Below are 17,969 nucleotides of genomic sequence, written 5' to 3' on the forward strand. Positions count from 1 at the left end.
ATGAAATTTAACACAAAAACCATACATGGCGGTCAGCAAAACGACCCCAGCACCGGCGCGGTAATGCCCCCGGTATACCAAACAAGTACCTTTGCACAAAGCAGCCCGGGCGTACACCAGGGTTATGAGTACAGCCGTGCGGCAAACCCTACACGCACTGCCTTAGAGAATGCTCTGGCAAGTATAGAAAATGGCGTGCGCGGCCTTGCATTTTCGTCGGGACTGGCGGCGACCGATACCGTTTTAAAATTGCTTAAACCGGGTGATGAGGTTATTGCCATGGATGACCTTTATGGCGGTACTTACCGCATGTTTACCCGCATTTACCAGGATTATGGCATCATCTTCCATTTTGTGGATATGAACGACACGGAAAAATTTGAGTCGTTGATAAACGATAAAACAAAACTGGTTTGGGTAGAAACGCCTACTAACCCGTTAATGAAACTTGCCGATATTGAGGCTATTGGAAAAATTACCAAAGCTAAAAATATACTCTTTGCGGTAGATAATACTTTTGCTACCCCTTACCTGCAACAGCCTCTTAACCTGGGTGCCGATATTGTTATGCACAGCGCAACAAAATACTTAAACGGCCATAGCGATGTTATTGCCGGGGCACTTGTTGTTAAAGACGAAGCCCTGGGCGAAAAGCTGCATTTTGCACAATTTGCTACAGGGGGTACACTGGGTCCTCAGGATTCTTTTTTGGTACTTCGTGGTATTAAAACACTACACCTGCGCATGCAACGCCATTGCGAAAACGGTGTTAAAGTTGCCGAATACCTTAGCAACCACCCTAAAATTAAAACGGTTTATTACCCCGGCTTAGAGAGCCACCCGCGCCACGAAATTGCTAAAAAGCAAATGAAGGGCGGTTACGGCGGTATGGTATCGTTTACATTTGCATCGGGTGCAAAGGCAGAGGCTATTACCTTTCTTGAAAACCTGGAGGTGTTTACCCTGGCAGAATCTTTAGGTGGTGTAGAGTCTTTAGCTAATCATCCTGCATTAATGACGCACGCCTCTATACCCGAAGCGAAACGTAAAGAACTTGGCATTACCGATGATATGGTGCGCCTTAGTGTAGGTGTAGAAGATGTTGATGACCTTATTGCCGATATAGAGCAGGCTCTTTCTAAGTAGGCAGTGTTTGGTAAGCAGTGTACAGTGTTCAGTCGCAGTATTCAGAAAGACACACCCTAACCCCTTTAAGAGGGGAACACTAATACCTTTAACCTCTCCTGCTTAGCATCAGAGTGTAGCTGGTTCTCCTCTCATATAAGGTTTGGGGTATGTTTTGTAGAACATATAGTATTACAATTAAATTTCTCACTAATATAAAAGCAACCTGTCCGGGGCATTGGGCAGGTTGCTTTTTGTTTTGGCATTAGTAAGTGTAGTAGTTTAGGATATTCTTTTTTCAGGGGGCCAAAAAAGGAAAAGTCGCCAATATGTTGTAGTAGGATATATTTTAATTTGCTTTAAGCATTGCTGCCCTGTGCAAATAGTGTTTCTTAATTACAAAGCAAAGATAGCGTGGCTTTACAGGCAATTTTTAATATTTAGATAACCGGAAGTTTTGTCCTGATGAATGGCATATAAGTTTAGGTGGGGTAATTCTTACGTGGCAATAGTCAGGCAAAATACATTGTACAAAATAATTGCGCAGCAAAGCAGCCTGCCTGGGGGCCAGCAGGCTGCTTATATAAACAGCATAAACTATTTACGGTAAATTTTTAGGGAACCAAAAAGGGGAATCGTTAATAACGGCAAACTTGATTTACGAAAATTCTACTTCTGTAAAAGCAATCGTTATTGTAAGGCAAATATAAGCAGGGTTGTAAGGGTTGTGTTAATTTTAAGCAAACTGTAACATTTGTTTAAGTTTTTACAAATGCATTATATACATAAAACGGCAATTTTTTTAACTCCATAACATTATAATAACGAGCAATATATAAGTAAGGCCAAGTATATAGACAGTTTAAGGATGTAAGATTACAATTACTAATCCTTAAACAAAATTAAACGTATAAAAAAAACCTGCCGTGGGGAGTGGCAGGTTAATTTTTTAGTTATGGCACCAGTTAAGGTAGTGTGGTATATGTCTTTTATGGAGTGGGGGCCAAAAAAGGGAAACTGCGCCAATAGTAGTAGTAAAGTATTTTTATTTTTTTGCCCGGGTGCGTAGTCCGGTTGCAAATGTTTTTATTATTAACACTACAAATGTAAACAGCATTGTAAGGTTATTTGCATTAATTAGCCTAACGGTAACATTTGTTTAGGCAGACTGCAGGTATGTATCGACAAACTACAACCATGTAGTTAAAGGTTTCCCTATTAATATTGGTATACAGGTATTTATTGCGAACTTTAAACAATTGTAGCAAATTTTGTTAATGTATGTATATACTTACAGTCAATCAACGCTCTATTTTGCATGTTTACCGATAAAAAAACCATTCGTCGAAGCCAAACAACCATTTACCGTACTTTAACGCCACCTAAACGAAAAACACCGGCGCAGGTACTATATAAAAGTACATTTGTATATTAACAAACAACCATCAATTTTACACACCTTTACCATAATGCCAAAACCATTAAACATATTATTAATTGAAGATGATACCATAGAGGTAATGAAATTCAACAGAGTTTTAAAATCTATGGATATCGTGCACAAAATAATAGAAGCTAACAATGGCGAAGAGGCATTAGAGATACTTAAAGACAGGGATGTTATTCCTGACATTATAGTGCTCGACCTTAATATGCCAAAAATAAACGGTATAGAATTTTTAACGATCTTAAAAGAAGATGAAGTTTTAAAATACATACCGGCAATAATACTTACCACCAGTAACAACCATAAAGACGTTATGGAGTGTTACAGGCTGGGTATAGCGGGTTATATTATTAAACCGCTTAAGTATGATGAATATGTTTTCAGGATTAAAAAACTTATTGAATACTGGAGCACTAACGAACTGATATCGCAATAATATTAACAATTACACGCCATGTACGGAATTATTAACGTAGCCATACAGGATTTTGCCGTAGAAAATTATGGCCCCGAAAAATGGGAAGCTATAAAGGAACAAAGCGGTGTTGATGTTGATTATTCGCTTACAGACAGCCCTTATAACGATACCATAGCATACATTGTAGCAAAGGCAGCATCTAAAGAGATGAATCTTGATATAGAAGATGTGCTTAACGACCTTGGCGAAAGCATAATACCTACCACAAACAAAAAATTTAACAGCTTTATAGATTCGCGCGGCGATACCCTTAGGGATTATTTAATAAATTTGCCTAACTTTCATAACAGGATTGCCATGATATACCCAGAGCTTACCCCGCCACAGTTTAGGGTAAGCCATTTAGGAAACAGCAGTATGCACTTGCATTATTTTTCTAAAACAAAAGGTATAACAGCATTTATAAAAGGCTATCTTAAAGGCCTGGTATCTATGTTTAATGAAAGTGCAACCGTAGAGTTTTTGCAAAGCAGGGATAATGGTAATCCGCAGGAAATTTTTAAAATAAGCTGGTAGTTTATGAGCAATTTTACGTTTAGTTTTAACGAGGAAAATTTTAGCCAGATATTTCCATTTTACATATTACTGGATAATACCTTAACTATACAATCTCAGGGAAAAAGCCTGTCTAAATTTCATTCAAAATTACTGCCGGGCGCAAAACTTGACGATCATTTTAGAGTTAAGCGGCCGTATATAGACGAGTTTACTGCCGATTGTGTGGTAGAAATACTAAACCAGCTTACCATTTTAGAGTGCAATACCCAGCCCGATGTGGTGCTGCGCGGGCAGTTTGAAATCATGGATGGCAAATTTTTATTTGTAGGTTCGCCGTGGCTGTCATCTGTAGAAGAGGTTAAGCAGCGTAACCTCAACATTTTTGATTTTGCCAACTACGATCCCCAACTCGATTTATTGCAAATACTACGCAAGCAGGAACTTACAACCCTGGAGTTTAAAGAGCAGCTAAAAATAAATACCGAACAAAAAGAAGAGTTAAAGCGCGACCGCGAAGAGCTTAACAGGCTGTCGCTCGTGGCGAGCAATAACGATAATGCCATTATATTTACCCACCCCAATGCCGAGATCTTTTGGTGCAATGATGCTTATGTAAAGCTTACCGGCTTTACTATAGAGGAAATTATTGGCAAAACTCCGGTAGAGATAGGCCGCACCCACCTTACCGATGATGAGGCACTTACCGAAATGGTGGGCCATTTTTACAAAGGCGAATCGTTTGACGTTGAGATTGCCCATGGTAAAAAAGACGGTAGCTACTTCTGGACGCGGGCACAAGGACAGCCTATTTATGACGAAAATGGAAAAGTAGTACAATACTTTGCCATGATACAGGACATGACCGATGAGAAAGAGCGTGAAGAACAGCTTGTTATCCTGTCGCTTATTGCCCAGAAAAACATGAATGCCGTTATTATTTGCAATAGTGATGGCACAACAGAGTGGGTAAACCCAAGCCTTAACCTGCTTACCGGCTACAGCAATAAAGAACTTATTGGCATTAACCCATCTACGCTTTTAAGCGGGCCCGATACCAATCCAGAAACATTAGCCTATGTTTATGACCAGCTAAGCAAGGGAGAACCCTTTAATTGCGAGATTGTTAACTACCATAAATCGGGCAGGAAATACTGGATACGCGTGCAGGGCCAGGGGCTTTATAATGCCAATGGCGAGCTTACCCGCTTTTTTGCCATAGAAGAAGATATTACCAATAAAAAATCGCTTGAGGAACAAAAGGAAGAACTTTTGCGAAGCCTTGAAAAAAGTAACCGCGAGCTCGAAGATTATGCCCAGATAGTATCGCACGACCTTAAGTCGCCGCTGCGAAGCATAAACTCGCTTATTGCCTGGATAAAAGAAGAGAATGAGGGCAACCTTGCAGAATCTACACTGGAGTATTTTGGCATGATAGACAATAAGCTCGAAAAAATGGAACACCTTATACAGGGTGTACTTACCTATTCTAAAATAGACAAGACCGATATTGCTAAAGAAAATGTTGACACTCACGAAATTATAAGCAACATTATTAGCATGATACACATACCGGCTAACATACTTGTATCTATAAACGGGCCACTGCCGGTAATACGTGCAGACCGTTTCAGGACGCAGCAGTTATTCCAGAATCTTATAAGCAATGCCGTTGCCTATATAGACAAGACAGAAGGTTATGTAGAGGTAGGCGCAAAAGAGACAGACGATGCCGTAACCTTTTATGTTAGCGATAACGGAATGGGCATTGCAAAAGAAAATCACGAAAAAGTTTTTAAGATTTTCCAGTCGCTTGCCAAAAACGAAAAATCTACCGGATTAGGGCTTTCGATAGTTAAAAAAATCATCGAAAATTACAAAGGAAAGATATGGATTGAGAGTGAAAAAGGGAAAGGAACAACTTTTTACGTCGAAATACCAAAATAATCGTTGATTAACATAATTTAGGTATGTTATAATTCTGTTAAAATATATATTTTTACAGAACATATAGCTACATAACATGGAAGAGCCTAATCTTAATTACATTAATGAGCTTGCCGGAGATGATAACGATTTTCGTGCAGTGCTAATTGGCGTTATAAAAAACGAGCTGCCTGCAGAAATTAATGAGTACCAGGATAACCTTGCTGCTCAGAATTTTAACGCAGCCGCTGATAACGTGCATAAGTTAAAACACAAAATTAGCGTTATGGGTATGGAGCAAAGTTATTATCTTGCAGAAAAGTTTGAGAATAACCTAAAAGAACGCTCTACACAATTACAGGCCGAGTTTGGCCAGCTGCTTATGGCCATGCAGGGCTTTGCGGCGTCATTATAAACCCATTAAGGATATGAATTGTATTATAATTGATGATGAAGCGATGGCACGGGCAATTATTACCCAAATGATATCTAAAGACCCGGAGCTAAAACTGGCACAGGAATTTAGCAATGCAATACCAGCCATAAAATTTTTAAATCAGGACAGTGCAGGCACCGACCTGATTTTTCTTGATATACACATGCCCGATTTTACAGGCTTTGATTTTATTCAAACCATAAAAAACCCTCCGGCAGTTATACTTATAACATCCGATAAAAATTTTGCAACCGATGCCTTTGAGTACGATTGTATTGTTGATTATATTGTAAAACCCATTACCGAAGACCGTTTTTTAAGGGCTATACGAAAAGCAAAGGCACATCGCGTGCCAGAGCCTGCCGGTGCTGCAACAGCTTCTGTTGCCGCTGTACCTGCACCCGCTGCCGCACCGGTGCCCCAGGACCAGCCTAAAGATACCGCTACAGAGTTTTATGTAAACATAGACCGAAGGCTTATTAAAATAGAAATAGCATCTATAAATGTGGTAGAGGCTAAAGGCGACTACATACATATTAAAACAGAACAAAAAAACTACATAGTACACTCTACCCTAAAAAAGATAGAAGAAAAACTACCGGACACTCTCTTTTTAAAAGTACACCGCACCTATATTATTAATACCAAAAAAATTATAGATATAGAAGACAATAGTGTGCTTATAGGTAAAGATGTTATACCGGTAAGCCGTGCCAACAGGCCAGAGCTTATAAAACGTTTAAACATGCTGTAAAGGGGTTTTGCAAGCATTTTATTTACTATTTGATTTTATATAAAGCCTGCTAACGCAGGCTTTTGCTATTTATACCGCTTACCGTAATTAAAAAACAGCTATTTACCGTTCATACCCATAATACGGTATTTGAACGACGGTAGCCGTTTAGTAATCGAAAAAGCCAAATGCAGCGATTAAACCCGCCTTACATTTGCAGTATAAATAATCAGCCACATGTCTCAGTTACTAAATATATTACTTGTTGAAGACGATACTATCGAAGTGATGAAGTTTCACCGCGTACTAAAAGCAATGGGGATAAACCACAAGATTACTGAAGCAGCAAATGGCGAAGAGGCATTGTTTACCCTAAAAGACAGAGAAGTAAATACAGATATTATTATCCTGGACCTTAATATGCCCAAGCTAAACGGACTGGAATTTTTAAACATAATAAAAAGAGATGAAGCATTGCGCTACATTCCTACAGTAATATTAACAACGAGCAATAACCACCATGATGTTGCAGCGTGTTATAAAAATGGCATATCGGGTTATTTTGTAAAACCCCTTAAATATGCCGACTATGAAGATAATATTAAAAAACTTATTGGGTACTGGAGCAAAAATGAGCTTATGTACCAATAAGAACAATAAATGCACAGCAATGTGCTGGTGATGGTTTTTTGATTGGTTTTGTGTAACCTTCTGCGGGGATGAGGCCCTGCAGAAGGTTTTTTTATTTTAAAGAAGTGGTACATCATATAAAAAAAGCCTCCGTTAAGAGGCTTTAAAATTTTTAAAATACATCTGGTTTTCCTATATCGTCAAACTCACCATAGTGTGGGTTTTTAGGGTCGGCACCATATTCGTTAGGGCCATGGTCACCCTCTGTGCATACTAAAACCAATAGCCATATCCAGCCTATAACAATAAACAGCAACAGCAATGCATACCAGCCACTTTTACCGGTATCATGCAGCCTGCGTACTAATACAGCAAGGGTGGGTATTAATACAGCAAGGCTGTAAATACTGCCCACAATACCTATATCTGTACCTATAAGGTAATCTACTCCTTGTAATATAAGGCCAATTATAGTATTAAACAGGTAAAAATACCAGTATTCGGCCCTGCGGGCCCTGCCTTCAAAATTTGCGTAGTTATCTCTAACCACCTTAAGGTAATAATCAAACATAATTTTTATTGATTTGGTTGGCCTACTCTTTTACCGGATTTTCGGGTTCTCCGCTTGTATGTTATCTTTATATTTTTCTAAAAATAATTATTTATTTAGAAACATTAAAATTAATTAACGCCAAACAAAATATATTTTAAAATGTTGCATTAAAAAAGCCTCATATAGAGGCTTTTAATTTTTTAGTATACATCCGGTTTTCCTATCTCGTCAAACTCTCCGTAGTTAGGGTTTTTAGGGTCGGCACCATATTGGTTAGGTCCGTGGTCACCTTCTTTGCATAACAGTACAAGTAGCCATATACCACCGGCGATAGGTATAAAGACTACAAAAAAGTACCAGCCGCTTTTGCCTATATCATGTAATCTTCTTACAAGCACAGCAAGTCCGGGAACCAGAACAGCAACGCTGTAAATAAGGCGTAATATACCTAAGTTAGGCCCAATGTCAGACCCTATAGCATAATCTATAATTCCTAAAACAATAGATATAAGCACGTTAACAAGCGTAAAATACCAGTATTCGCTTCTGCGTGCCCTGCCTGTAAAATTTGCGTAATTTTCTTTAACTACTTTTAAGTACCAGTTAAACATATTTCTTCTTTTTTTTGTTGGCCCTACTCTATTATCGGATTTTCGGATACTCCGTTGATTGGTTTTATTTGTTATAAAAATAGGTATTTATTTTATACACCGTTGTAGTAATTATGTATTATATAACACATTTGCGTGTAATTGTAACTAAATTTCTTAAAACCACGGCATTAAAAAAGCCCTTAAGGGGCTTTAACTTAGTATTTTTCTTCCTGTCCTATCTGGTCAAATTCATCATAAGGATTGCCTTTAGGGTTGTGCCCATATTGGTTACGCCCGTGCTCGCCTTCGGTAACAAGTACTACAAACAACCAGATACTGCCTATTAAAGGTATAAACCGCACAAGTATAAACCAACCGCTTTTGCCCACATCGTGCAGTCGCCTTACAACAACGGCAAGCGTTGGCAAAAAGGTTGCAACCGCATAAATACCAATAGCATAAAAATTTTCAAGACTGATAGATATTCCTGCCAGTACAACACAGGCAATTACATGAAAAAGGATAAACATCCAGTATTCCTGCCGGCGTGCCCTGCCGCTAAAGTTTACATAATTATCGCGCAATACAGATATGTACCAGTTCATAAAGTTGTTTGTTGTTGATTATTTGTTAAAATTAACAAATAACCCGAACCGGAAAAGCATTTATAAATAATTATTTATTGTAAAGCGATTTAATTTTATCTACAATAACCTGCGCCAGCCTTTGGTGGCTTTCAAACGTCCATCCGGCTATGTGCGGAGAGAGCAAAACATTATCAGCTTGCAGCAGGTAAGCAAAAGCTTCGGGCATGGTTTCATCGGTAAACAAATGTTCAAAAGACAATTGCTCATACTCCAGCACATCCAGCGCAGCGCCTAAAACCTTACCGGTTTTTAGAGCCGTTGCTAAATCATCTGTAACTACTGCTTTGCCACGGGCGGTATTAATAAGCCATATTGGTTTTGCAAAGGCATTAATAAAATCGGCTGTAATCATACCATCCGTCTCCTGGGTAGAGGGGGTGTGCAGGCTAAGTACATCGGCTTTAGCCCTAAGTTCTTCAAGAGATACCTGTTTTGCATTGCCGTCGCCTACATTGGGCTTAATATCATAACATAACACCTCGGTATCAAAACCCTTTAGCTTTTTTGCAAACGATTTGCCCATATTGCCATAACCTATAAGCCCTACTGTTTTGCCCTCCAGCTCGTGGCCGCGGTTACCTTCGCGAATCCATTCGCCCTGGCGTATCTGCCTGTCGGCACGGTTAAGGTTATTAAATAACGAGAGCAGCATGCCCAGTGCCTGCTCGCCCACAGCATTTCGATTACCCTCTGGCGCGGCAATAAGCGCAATACCTTTGCTTTCGGCATAAGCGGTATCTATACTTTCTAACCCGGCACCCACGCGGGCTATAAATTGCAGGTTTACCGCTTTATCTATAAACGCCCTGTCTATCTTAAAACGGCTGCGAATAACAATACCGTTGTACTCGTGTATTTTAGCTTCAACCTCAGTTTTAGATGATCTATAGTCGGCTTCATTAGTAAATGCGGCCTGCTCCAGTTGTTCCCATAATGTGGGGTGGTTGCTGTCTATGTGCAGTATTTTTATGGTGTGTGGCATAGTGTAATAATTGATGTGCAAAGTTACATAATCATTACATGTGTAGCGCGGGCTGTGGTGTACAAACATTTACCTGTACTATTTATACTATGGCTGCAACTATTTAGTTATATTTATATACAAACCAGCCTTTTATGAAACACCTTTTACTTATACTATTGCTGTTTTGCACGTTGTGCCGGGCGCAGGATACCTACGGAAATTATACTAAAGTTACTGCTTATCGCCTGACAGATGAGTACGAAGATGGTCCATGCAGCGTACTATCGTACATACAGCAGGAACGCAAGACCGGCAAATACATACAGGCTGCCGAAAGCTATGATGCAAAGCTTGCTTACAGCCTGCTTAAATATAAAAAAGAAGCTGCCTTACAATGGACAAAAAATGAACTGAAATGCAGCAACAAAGAGGCAATACCAAACATGTTTGTGGTAGAGATTAATAAATTTAAGGATACTGTTTTTACTACAGCCAATAATTGTTCTTTGTTTTTACCAAAGGAAGAGGCCGGTTATTTTGATGGGCATAACAGTATAACAGCATCTTTTACACCGGAGATGGCTGCATTTTTTGACCGTGATTACAAATCGGAATTTGCCAACCGAAGAATAGACTCTATACCGTATGCCCAGGTACTAATAAATAACACGCCCTTATATAAAAAGACACGAAAAAGTTTTGAAAAAGCAATACACAAATTTCAGCTGATAAAGACCGACTCTGTTTTTAACCCCGATAATTCTCATAAGGAGTATTGGCTTAACGATATGCAAATACAGTTTGATGGTAACGACGGTATAATATCGCAGCTTACGGCAACTAAGGTTAGCTACAACTTTCCCGAAAAATACACCCTTAGCATAAATGGTGTTTTACTGGGCGACGAGGAGGAGAAATTATATGAAAAATTTCCGGAGTCTACTAAGTACCGTAACTGGGGAGCAGCCTTTAACGACCTTAATGACAACTATGCGTATGAGGTAGGCCTTAAAAATTCGTTTAACGGGTACGTGACTTTTTATATAAAAAAGAAGCGCATTGCCATGATAGAAGTAAACTTTTAAATAAGCCTAAAGAAGGGAACCGGCTCATACATATTATTCATTAGTAAGCCGTTTTATGTTCCCGTCTTAAGGCTCCCCTGCCGGAGAGAAGCAGGGTTTGTGTTTTTATTAAATTATGCAGTCATGGCATTAAAGGTCTTGTACATAAAATGATGATTTAAAAAAGCGGTAATATCTTTTAAAACCTTAAGCCTGTGCTTTGCATTAATTTTTATGCGGTGGCGGGTTACGGTAGTTTGTACCACAATATAATAATCATACGGCTGTGCGGGAGTAGTATACACTATATAACAGGCAATTAAAAAAGGTATTAGATATAATGATGTGTGGCGCATTGCAGGAAATAAAGATGCAACTGCCAGCGCATACAACCCCGCTGCAAGCCATAAATTTTTCTTCTTACTCTCTTTTTCTAAGTACATGGCTTTTATATCTTCCATGTTATACACCCACGTTCTAAAACTATAGTGTATGCGCACATCATGATCATTTATAATAATGAACTGCTTCACAATTGTTATAATTACTGGGTTTTTTAGCTAATCTTTTTAAAATAATGCAAATAATTAAATTATTTATACCGTATTTAAATATTAAATACGATTAATTTGTATATTCTTTAGCAATTTTACAAATAATGTATTTCCTAAAGATTATATTTGTGGTTATAGTAAAGTCGGGTTTGTAATAATAAAGTCGGAAATGTCATGGAAGTAGTTATAGAAAAAATAAGGAACATAAGAGAGCTTAAAAACCTTACACAGGAACATTTAGCCGATAAACTGGGCATTACGCAGGCCGGTTACAGCAAAATAGAAAAAGGCACAACCATGCTTACGTATACCAAGCTGCGCGATATAGCGGTTATACTGGGCGTTCGCATAGAAGATATCCTGGCCTTTAACAACCGTGGCGATTTTGATAGTCTTACACCATCTCAAACTCCTGATTCGGTATCTGCCGAGGCTAATGAGCGCTACCTGCTTTACAAATTGTATGAAGACAAGCTTACCCTTTATAAATCGCTGCTGGACAAAACCGAGACCGAACTCAGGATGTATAAAGATAAATATGGGCCGTTGTTGTAAACGGGCAACCTAAATTATTAATACTTAAAAAACCACCTGCTTTTTAATACTTTATAATACATCTGCCCATCACCTGAATATTAGACGCGTGCTTTAACATCATCATATTCAAAAAATTACCCCATTGCTAAAATTGATGCTATTTATGCAATTTGGGACAAAAATTCGCCAGTTGCCAAAAAAGCTTATATTTGTGTATTATAACAACAAACAGCAAAAAAGTTACAAATGGCAACATTAACCGATACCTTCGGCGTACAAAAAGCCTTAACCCAACTGGGCATAACTGCAATTAATGATGGCACATCTACAGGCCTTAACAGCTTTGCCAATGGCGAGCTTATATCGTCTTACTCACCGGTAGACGGATCGTTAATAGCACAGGTAAAAACATCTACACCCGATGATTACCAAACCGTAATGGCTAAGGCCGAAGAAGCTTTTAAAGTATGGAGGCTGGTACCTGCCCCAAAACGTGGCGACATAGTGCGCCAAATGGCCGAAGAACTGCGTAAGTTTAAAGAGCCTCTTGGGCAGCTTGTATCTTTCGAGATGGGCAAGAGCCTGCAGGAAGGCCTTGGCGAAGTGCAGGAAATGATAGACATTTGCGACTTTGCAGTAGGTTTATCGCGCCAGCTATATGGCCTTACCATGCACAGCGAAAGACCCTTGCACCGCATGTATGAGCAGTGGCACCCGCTTGGTATTGTAGGTATTATATCTGCCTTTAACTTTCCGGTTGCGGTATGGAGCTGGAACTCTATGCTTGCCCTTGTATGTGGCGACGTGTATGTATGGAAACCAAGCTCTAAAGCACCTATATGTGCTATTGCCTGCCAGAACATTATAAAAACCGTACTGGAACGCAACAACCTGCCGGAAGGCATAAGCGGACTTGTTACGGGCGAAGCCTGCAACGAATTACTAAATAACGACAAACGCATTCCGCTTGTTTCGTTCACGGGTTCTACACGTGTAGGCCGCCATGTGAGCAAAACTGTAGCAGAGCGTTTTGGTAAAACCATACTGGAACTTGGTGGTAACAATGCCATCATCGTGTCTGAACATTCAGATATTTCTATGGTACTTGTAGGTGCCGTGTTTGGCGCCGTGGGTACTGCCGGGCAGCGTTGTACCTCTACACGCAGGCTTATCATCCATGAAAGTGTGTACGACAAAACCGTTGCCGTGCTTAAAAGTGCGTATGCCCAGCTTAAAATAGGCAACCCTCTGGATAGTAACAACCACGTAGGCCCGCTTATAGACAAAATGGCCGTAGAGAGTTTCCTTAATGCTATTGAAAAAGCTAAAGCTGAAGGCGGTACTGTAGTTACCGGCGGTGGTGTGGTACAGGGCGAAGGCTATGAAAGTGGCTGCTACGTTAACCCTTGTATTATTGAAGCCGAAAACCACTACACAGTTGTACAGGAAGAGACCTTTGCACCTATTTTATACTTAATGAAATACAGCACTATCGAAGAGGCTATCGCCTTGCAAAATGGCGTGCCACAGGGATTATCATCGTCTATATTTACAAACAGCATGAGAGAGATGGAATTATTCCTGTCGCAATCAGGATCAGACTGTGGTATTGCCAATGTAAACATAGGAACATCGGGTGCCGAGATAGGTGGCGCCTTTGGTGGTGAAAAAGAAACCGGTGGCGGCCGCGAGAGTGGCAGCGATGCCTGGAGGGCTTACATGCGCCGCCAGACGAATACCATAAACTACGGAACCCAGTTGCCACTGGCACAGGGAATCCGCTTTGACTTGTAATTATTTCTTCTTACTATAAAGTGTTTAATATGGAACTGCCTCTTTACCGGAGGCAGTTTTTTTTGTGCATTCATTACATAAAATACTTTGCCGCTTTTTTTATAATTATAGCTTAAAGTCAGGGTTTACCCTTTTTAATTATTCCCATATATTATTTTTGACAATAAAGGGTTTTCGCATACAACTAATAATTTTTTTTAGTAACTTGTATCACAGCTAATTAACCAAAATGATATGAAAACACTTTACTTAAAAATTTGCCTGTTTACGTTACTAACAGGTTTTTACTCTTTTAGTTTTGCAGCGGTTACAAGCACAAATAAGGTGTTGAATAAGCCATCATATAACAAAGCATCTGAGGTTACTACCCCGCTTTACTCATATACAGGCAATGTAGAATTCAGGTTGTTTGCGGCCGGAAATGAATTATCTGCCTATTTTACCGATGGGCAGCGCATAAATTTTATTATACTGCAACAAAATACGCTTACGGCAGTTCCGGAAAACGGTAAATATCAGGTAGATGTGTACGAAGGCGGTGTGTCGCTGCGCAGCCATACCGGTAAAGCAACACTTTTTTTAGGAGCAGATGTAAAGGCATCTAAAGACCTGGCAAAGGCACTGGGCGGCAAAGCCCGTTTTGGGATAATAAATACGGGAGCAGCCGGATTTATATATAGTTATGGCACAACACAATCGTACAATGGGGCTACACTAAGTACCATAACTGCAAAAGGTATTGGGGTTATAGATTTTATAGCAACATTAGGCGGGGCAAAACCATCTAAAGATTGTAATTCGGGCGGTGTGGGCTCTGTTTCATCAAGTGTAAATGCAGGAAGTAAACCGCAGCAAAGCCACGGATGTGCCGTTACCTGTAAAACCGGATATTATTCCTGCTGTAAAGACACCACAACAGCCACAACACAATCCTGTAAATGCATAAAAGAAAATAGTTTGTAAAATATTGGGCAAGAATAAATACAAACCTGATATGCACTAATATAATTAATGAAATAGTTTTGTGGCACCCAATGGCAATTGTGACTGTGACTGAAATTTATACCACTACCCTCTTCCACCTGCCGCGTTTAAACAGGATAATACTTGCAACAGCCATACACGTTTCTGCAATTGGTATTGCCATGAATACACCTGTGGGGCCAAAACTAAAATGTTTAGCCAGTAAAAATGCCATAGGTATCTGGAACAGCCAGAACCCAAAAAGGTTTACAAGCGTTGGGGTGCGGGTATCGCCGGCACCGTTAAAGGCGTTAATAAGCACCATGCCAATACCGTAAAAAACGTAGCCTGCACTAAGTATGCGGATGGCCTGCACGGCAATATCGTGCACCTGTGCATTATTGGTAAAAAACCACATAAGCGGGTCGGCGGCAAGGAGTGTAACTATCATAATTACTGCCATATAAATAACATTAAACTTTGCCGTAACCAGTGCAGACCTCTCTGCACGCTGCTCCTGCTTCGCTCCCAGATTCTGACCTACAAGTGTAGCCGCGGCATTGCTTAACCCCCATGCGGGCAGCATAAAGAACATCATAATGCGCAGCGCACTCTGGTATCCCGCAGACCCTTCGTCGCCACCTGTGGTAGCCACAAGTTCGGCAAGAAATATCCAGCTGCATGAGGCAATTACAAACTGTAGTATACCGGGCGCAGCTATTTTTACAAGCGCTTTAATTTGTTGCCAGTCGGGTATAAAGTACGAGGCTGCCACCTTAAGCATCCCTTTACCGTTAAAGAGGTTATACATTTGGTACAGCACCCCAATACCGCGCCCCACCGTTGTAGCAATAGCCGCACCGGTAAGCCCAAAGGCAGGTACAAAACCCCAGCCATTTATAAGCAGCGGGCACAACAGGCAGTTGCATATATTAGCTATCCACAGGCTTTTCATGGCAATGGCAGCATTGCCCGCACCGCGAAATATTCCGTTAAATAAAAAAATGAGGATAATTACAAAGCTACCACCCAGGGTAATGCGTATAAAAGGCGTACCATATATAGCCGACTCTAAAGACGACCCCATAAGCACTAAAATATCTGTAGCATAAATAAAGCCCAGGGTTGCCAGCACCACATTTAGCAACAGTGCTACTATAATGGCCTGCATGCCTGCTTTGGCGGCAGCCACAGGGTCTTTTTCTCCCACGCGGCGCGCAACAGTTGCCGTTGCCGCCATGCTCATGCCTATGGCAATAGAGTATAGTATGGTAAGCACGCTTTCGGTTAGCCCTACGGTTTGCACGGCATAGCTGCTGTTTTCCAGGTGGCCCACAAAATACAGGTCTACCAGCGCGAATACCGATTCCATCATCATTTCGAGCATCATGGGTATAGCAAGCAACAGCACCGCACGGCGTATGCTGCCCGTAGTAAAATCGACGCTCTCACCGCTAAGAGATTGCTTTAATAATGCGAAAAAGCGTGAGGCACCACTTGCCTGCGCACTGTTTTGTGACATAATTTACGCTTTAATTGTTATGGCTAAAGCCGATTAATGCTTTAGGGTTATCAAGTAAAAGTATAAAATTTAATTGAGTGGAATTTTAAAATAACAGTAAGAGATTCTTCGACTGCGTTGCGCTCAAAATGATAATAGCCTTCCCTTCTTGTGGCTTTCTATAAACATGCCGTTCCTCCGGGACTGTGCAAGGTTTTTTTAACCTTATAGGTTTTATCGGTATATTCCTAAATAGCAATACAGGATTGATATTAATTTTACTCTGCTTTAATTATATTAAAAGTCATTCTGTCAAAACGGGAATCGTAATACCAAAAAACTCTATATAGAGATAATTTTTTTTCGGAAATAATTCCGGAAAAGTTAACACCATTGTCTATCTCATATCGCAATTTTTCAGTGTTATTGTAATTCACTTTATGAAATGGGGTTGATTCATCGTAAGAATATTTATAATTAATTAACGTAAAAGAAAGGGTATCTTTTTGATTGTACTTATCAAACTTTAAATCTGTAACATAGTGAATATTATTTTCATTGCCGTAGTATCTCCCTTTAACAATGGAATCTTTTTCAAAAACTAATTCTATGTAATCTGCCGGATTTTTACTTTCATTTGAAGCATGCTCAAATTTATATGTTTTTACTGTAACCAAATCAGTATTAGTTTGCCCTTTAGAAAAAAGCATAACAAGGATGTATAATAAAATGTTACTCATTGTATATAATTAGTGGTTACGCTGTAAAAATACTAATACGACGACTACTAATGATATACTTTACTAACAAAATTTGATAATACACAACACAAAAAAATTTCCAAACAGAATAACACAAATGTTTTGAGCTTTGGAGAGGCGGCATGTAATACAGTTTAAATAAATTGTTACGCGAAGTCGCAAAGACGCAAAGCTGTATACTAAATTAGGTTTCGATACAGCGACTGGTAAGTCGCAAAGCTTTGCGACTTAACAGTCGCTTGTGTGTATGCATAATATGTCTTCGCGTCTTGGCGCCTATGCGTGACATAAAATAGAATAGGAAATATCAGGCTAAGATATATGCAGAAATAATATATACCAATTTTCTTTTTTACCACAAAGAACACAAAGCAAAGCTTGACATTTTGCTCAAAGATTTCAATCCCGCAACCGTGATAAAAGGGCACATGGCTATACGTACCGGCTTTGTGCCTTTCCGCCTATGGCGGAATATGCATGTGCTTACCATATTGCCTTGTGTTCTTTGTGAAAGACTTCGTGCTCTTTGTGGTAAATAATTTTGTGGATTATCAACTAGGGTTTAAAAAACAAAAAAATCCCCAAAACAAACTTGCTTTGGGGATTTATTTTTTATTTCCTGTCGAATCTATCGTGTGATATTTTTTGTCCTCTCCCAGCCCTCTCCAAAGGAGAGGGGGAAGCTACTCTTGCAGTCGAACTGTACCCGTTCATTAGCTCCCCTCTCCTTCGGAGAGGGGTTGGGGGAGAGGACTCTTTGACAGAATT

General features: G+C 39.8%; 18 protein-coding genes. 11 read left to right on the forward strand and 7 right to left on the reverse strand.

The window, feature by feature from the left end; all coding sequences use genetic code 11:
- From F565_RS0113975 to F565_RS0114020, 7 genes are all read left to right on the forward strand, one after another.
- Positions 1-1,146, forward strand: coding sequence for a cystathionine gamma-synthase (locus tag F565_RS0113975; RefSeq protein ID WP_020213859.1), 1,146 nt, complete (start codon positions 1-3; stop codon positions 1,144-1,146).
- Positions 1,147-2,594: 1,448 nt separating this feature from the next.
- A complete protein-coding gene (locus F565_RS0113995) occupies positions 2,595-3,008 on the forward strand; it encodes a response regulator (RefSeq protein WP_020213862.1) in 414 nt (137 codons plus the stop codon).
- Between the two features lie 18 nt (positions 3,009-3,026).
- Positions 3,027-3,566 carry a heme NO-binding domain-containing protein gene (locus tag F565_RS0114000; protein ID WP_020213863.1) on the forward strand — a complete coding sequence of 180 codons (540 nt, stop codon included), beginning with the start codon at positions 3,027-3,029 and terminating at the stop codon, positions 3,564-3,566.
- Between the two features lie 3 nt (positions 3,567-3,569).
- Positions 3,570-5,492, forward strand: coding sequence for a PAS domain S-box protein (locus F565_RS22420; RefSeq protein WP_020213864.1), 1,923 nt, complete (start codon positions 3,570-3,572; stop codon positions 5,490-5,492).
- Between the two features lie 76 nt (positions 5,493-5,568).
- Positions 5,569-5,886: an Hpt domain-containing protein gene (locus F565_RS0114010; protein WP_020213865.1), complete on the forward strand. Its 318-nt coding sequence runs from the start codon at positions 5,569-5,571 to the stop codon at positions 5,884-5,886.
- 13 nt (positions 5,887-5,899) lie between these two features.
- Positions 5,900-6,661, forward strand: a complete 762-nt coding sequence (locus F565_RS0114015; RefSeq protein ID WP_020213866.1) for a LytR/AlgR family response regulator transcription factor — start codon at positions 5,900-5,902, stop codon at positions 6,659-6,661.
- Between the two features lie 216 nt (positions 6,662-6,877).
- A complete protein-coding gene (locus F565_RS0114020) occupies positions 6,878-7,291 on the forward strand; it encodes a response regulator (protein ID WP_020213867.1) in 414 nt (137 codons plus the stop codon).
- Positions 7,292-7,442: 151 nt separating this feature from the next.
- Here the strand turns inward: F565_RS0114020 and F565_RS0114025 are convergent, their stop codons facing one another.
- The 4 genes from F565_RS0114025 to F565_RS0114040 form a co-directional block, all read right to left on the reverse strand.
- Positions 7,443-7,841, reverse strand: coding sequence for a DUF805 domain-containing protein (locus tag F565_RS0114025; RefSeq protein ID WP_020213868.1), 399 nt, complete (start codon positions 7,839-7,841; stop codon positions 7,443-7,445).
- A gap of 182 nt (positions 7,842-8,023) precedes the next feature.
- Positions 8,024-8,434 (reverse strand): DUF805 domain-containing protein, encoded by a 411-nt coding sequence (locus F565_RS0114030; protein WP_020213869.1) that lies wholly within the window; start codon positions 8,432-8,434, stop codon positions 8,024-8,026.
- Between the two features lie 197 nt (positions 8,435-8,631).
- On the reverse strand, positions 8,632-9,021 hold the full coding sequence (locus tag F565_RS0114035; protein ID WP_020213870.1) for a DUF805 domain-containing protein: 390 nt from the start codon (positions 9,019-9,021) through the stop codon (positions 8,632-8,634).
- Between the two features lie 70 nt (positions 9,022-9,091).
- Positions 9,092-10,045, reverse strand: a complete 954-nt coding sequence (locus tag F565_RS0114040; protein ID WP_020213871.1) for a 2-hydroxyacid dehydrogenase — start codon at positions 10,043-10,045, stop codon at positions 9,092-9,094.
- 134 nt (positions 10,046-10,179) lie between these two features.
- Here F565_RS0114040 and F565_RS0114045 point away from each other — a divergent pair, with 134 nt between their 5' ends.
- The gene (locus F565_RS0114045; protein ID WP_020213872.1) at positions 10,180-11,112 is read left to right on the forward strand and encodes a hypothetical protein; all 933 of its coding nucleotides are present in this window, start codon (positions 10,180-10,182) and stop codon (positions 11,110-11,112) included.
- Positions 11,113-11,225: 113 nt separating this feature from the next.
- On the opposite strand, the gene F565_RS0114050 is transcribed toward F565_RS0114045, so the two are convergent.
- Positions 11,226-11,624 (reverse strand): hypothetical protein, encoded by a 399-nt coding sequence (locus F565_RS0114050; protein ID WP_154652613.1) that lies wholly within the window; start codon positions 11,622-11,624, stop codon positions 11,226-11,228.
- A 195-nt stretch (positions 11,625-11,819) separates the two neighbouring features.
- On the opposite strand from F565_RS0114050, the gene F565_RS0114055 reads away from it, so the two are divergent.
- The 3 genes from F565_RS0114055 (at position 11,820) to F565_RS0114070 (ending at position 14,939) form a co-directional block, all read left to right on the forward strand.
- Entirely contained in the window at positions 11,820-12,200 is a 381-nt protein-coding gene (locus tag F565_RS0114055) for a helix-turn-helix domain-containing protein (protein ID WP_020213874.1), read from the forward strand.
- Between the two features lie 228 nt (positions 12,201-12,428).
- Complete coding sequence (amaB, locus tag F565_RS0114065) at positions 12,429-13,976, forward strand: L-piperidine-6-carboxylate dehydrogenase (RefSeq protein ID WP_020213875.1); 1,548 nt, start codon at positions 12,429-12,431, stop codon at positions 13,974-13,976.
- A 234-nt stretch (positions 13,977-14,210) separates the two neighbouring features.
- Entirely contained in the window at positions 14,211-14,939 is a 729-nt protein-coding gene (locus F565_RS0114070) for a hypothetical protein (protein ID WP_020213876.1), read from the forward strand.
- A 97-nt stretch (positions 14,940-15,036) separates the two neighbouring features.
- Here the strand turns inward: F565_RS0114070 and F565_RS0114075 are convergent, their stop codons facing one another.
- Both F565_RS0114075 and F565_RS0114080 read right to left on the reverse strand, forming a co-directional pair.
- On the reverse strand, positions 15,037-16,461 hold the full coding sequence (locus F565_RS0114075; protein ID WP_020213877.1) for an MATE family efflux transporter: 1,425 nt from the start codon (positions 16,459-16,461) through the stop codon (positions 15,037-15,039).
- Positions 16,462-16,718: 257 nt separating this feature from the next.
- Positions 16,719-17,150 (reverse strand): hypothetical protein, encoded by a 432-nt coding sequence (locus F565_RS0114080; protein WP_154652614.1) that lies wholly within the window; start codon positions 17,148-17,150, stop codon positions 16,719-16,721.
- Between the last annotated feature and the right edge of the window lie 819 nt (positions 17,151-17,969).

It is taken from the genome of Flavobacterium rivuli WB 3.3-2 = DSM 21788, from assembly GCF_000378485.1.
GTDB classification, from domain to species: domain Bacteria; phylum Bacteroidota; class Bacteroidia; order Flavobacteriales; family Flavobacteriaceae; genus Flavobacterium; species Flavobacterium rivuli.

Bases quoted from the DNA above. Each gene is read 5' to 3' on its own strand.
- F565_RS0113975 (WP_020213859.1), top strand. From the start codon at position 1: ATGAAATTTAACACAAAAACCATACATGGCGGTCAGCAAAACGACCCC.
- F565_RS0113995 (WP_020213862.1), top strand. From the start codon at position 2,595: ATGCCAAAACCATTAAACATATTATTAATTGAAGATGATACCATAGAG.
- F565_RS0114000 (WP_020213863.1), top strand. From the start codon at position 3,027: ATGTACGGAATTATTAACGTAGCCATACAGGATTTTGCCGTAGAAAAT.
- F565_RS22420 (WP_020213864.1), top strand. From the start codon at position 3,570: ATGAGCAATTTTACGTTTAGTTTTAACGAGGAAAATTTTAGCCAGATA.
- F565_RS0114010 (WP_020213865.1), top strand. From the start codon at position 5,569: ATGGAAGAGCCTAATCTTAATTACATTAATGAGCTTGCCGGAGATGAT.
- F565_RS0114015 (WP_020213866.1), top strand. From the start codon at position 5,900: ATGAATTGTATTATAATTGATGATGAAGCGATGGCACGGGCAATTATT.
- F565_RS0114020 (WP_020213867.1), top strand. From the start codon at position 6,878: ATGTCTCAGTTACTAAATATATTACTTGTTGAAGACGATACTATCGAA.
- F565_RS0114025 (WP_020213868.1), bottom strand. From the start codon at position 7,841: ATGTTTGATTATTACCTTAAGGTGGTTAGAGATAACTACGCAAATTTT.
- F565_RS0114030 (WP_020213869.1), bottom strand. From the start codon at position 8,434: ATGTTTAACTGGTACTTAAAAGTAGTTAAAGAAAATTACGCAAATTTT.
- F565_RS0114035 (WP_020213870.1), bottom strand. From the start codon at position 9,021: ATGAACTGGTACATATCTGTATTGCGCGATAATTATGTAAACTTTAGC.
- F565_RS0114040 (WP_020213871.1), bottom strand. From the start codon at position 10,045: ATGCCACACACCATAAAAATACTGCACATAGACAGCAACCACCCCACA.
- F565_RS0114045 (WP_020213872.1), top strand. From the start codon at position 10,180: ATGAAACACCTTTTACTTATACTATTGCTGTTTTGCACGTTGTGCCGG.
- F565_RS0114055 (WP_020213874.1), top strand. From the start codon at position 11,820: ATGGAAGTAGTTATAGAAAAAATAAGGAACATAAGAGAGCTTAAAAAC.
- amaB (WP_020213875.1), top strand. From the start codon at position 12,429: ATGGCAACATTAACCGATACCTTCGGCGTACAAAAAGCCTTAACCCAA.
- F565_RS0114070 (WP_020213876.1), top strand. From the start codon at position 14,211: ATGAAAACACTTTACTTAAAAATTTGCCTGTTTACGTTACTAACAGGT.
- F565_RS0114075 (WP_020213877.1), bottom strand. From the start codon at position 16,461: ATGTCACAAAACAGTGCGCAGGCAAGTGGTGCCTCACGCTTTTTCGCA.
- F565_RS0114080 (WP_154652614.1), bottom strand. From the start codon at position 17,150: ATGCTTTTTTCTAAAGGGCAAACTAATACTGATTTGGTTACAGTAAAA.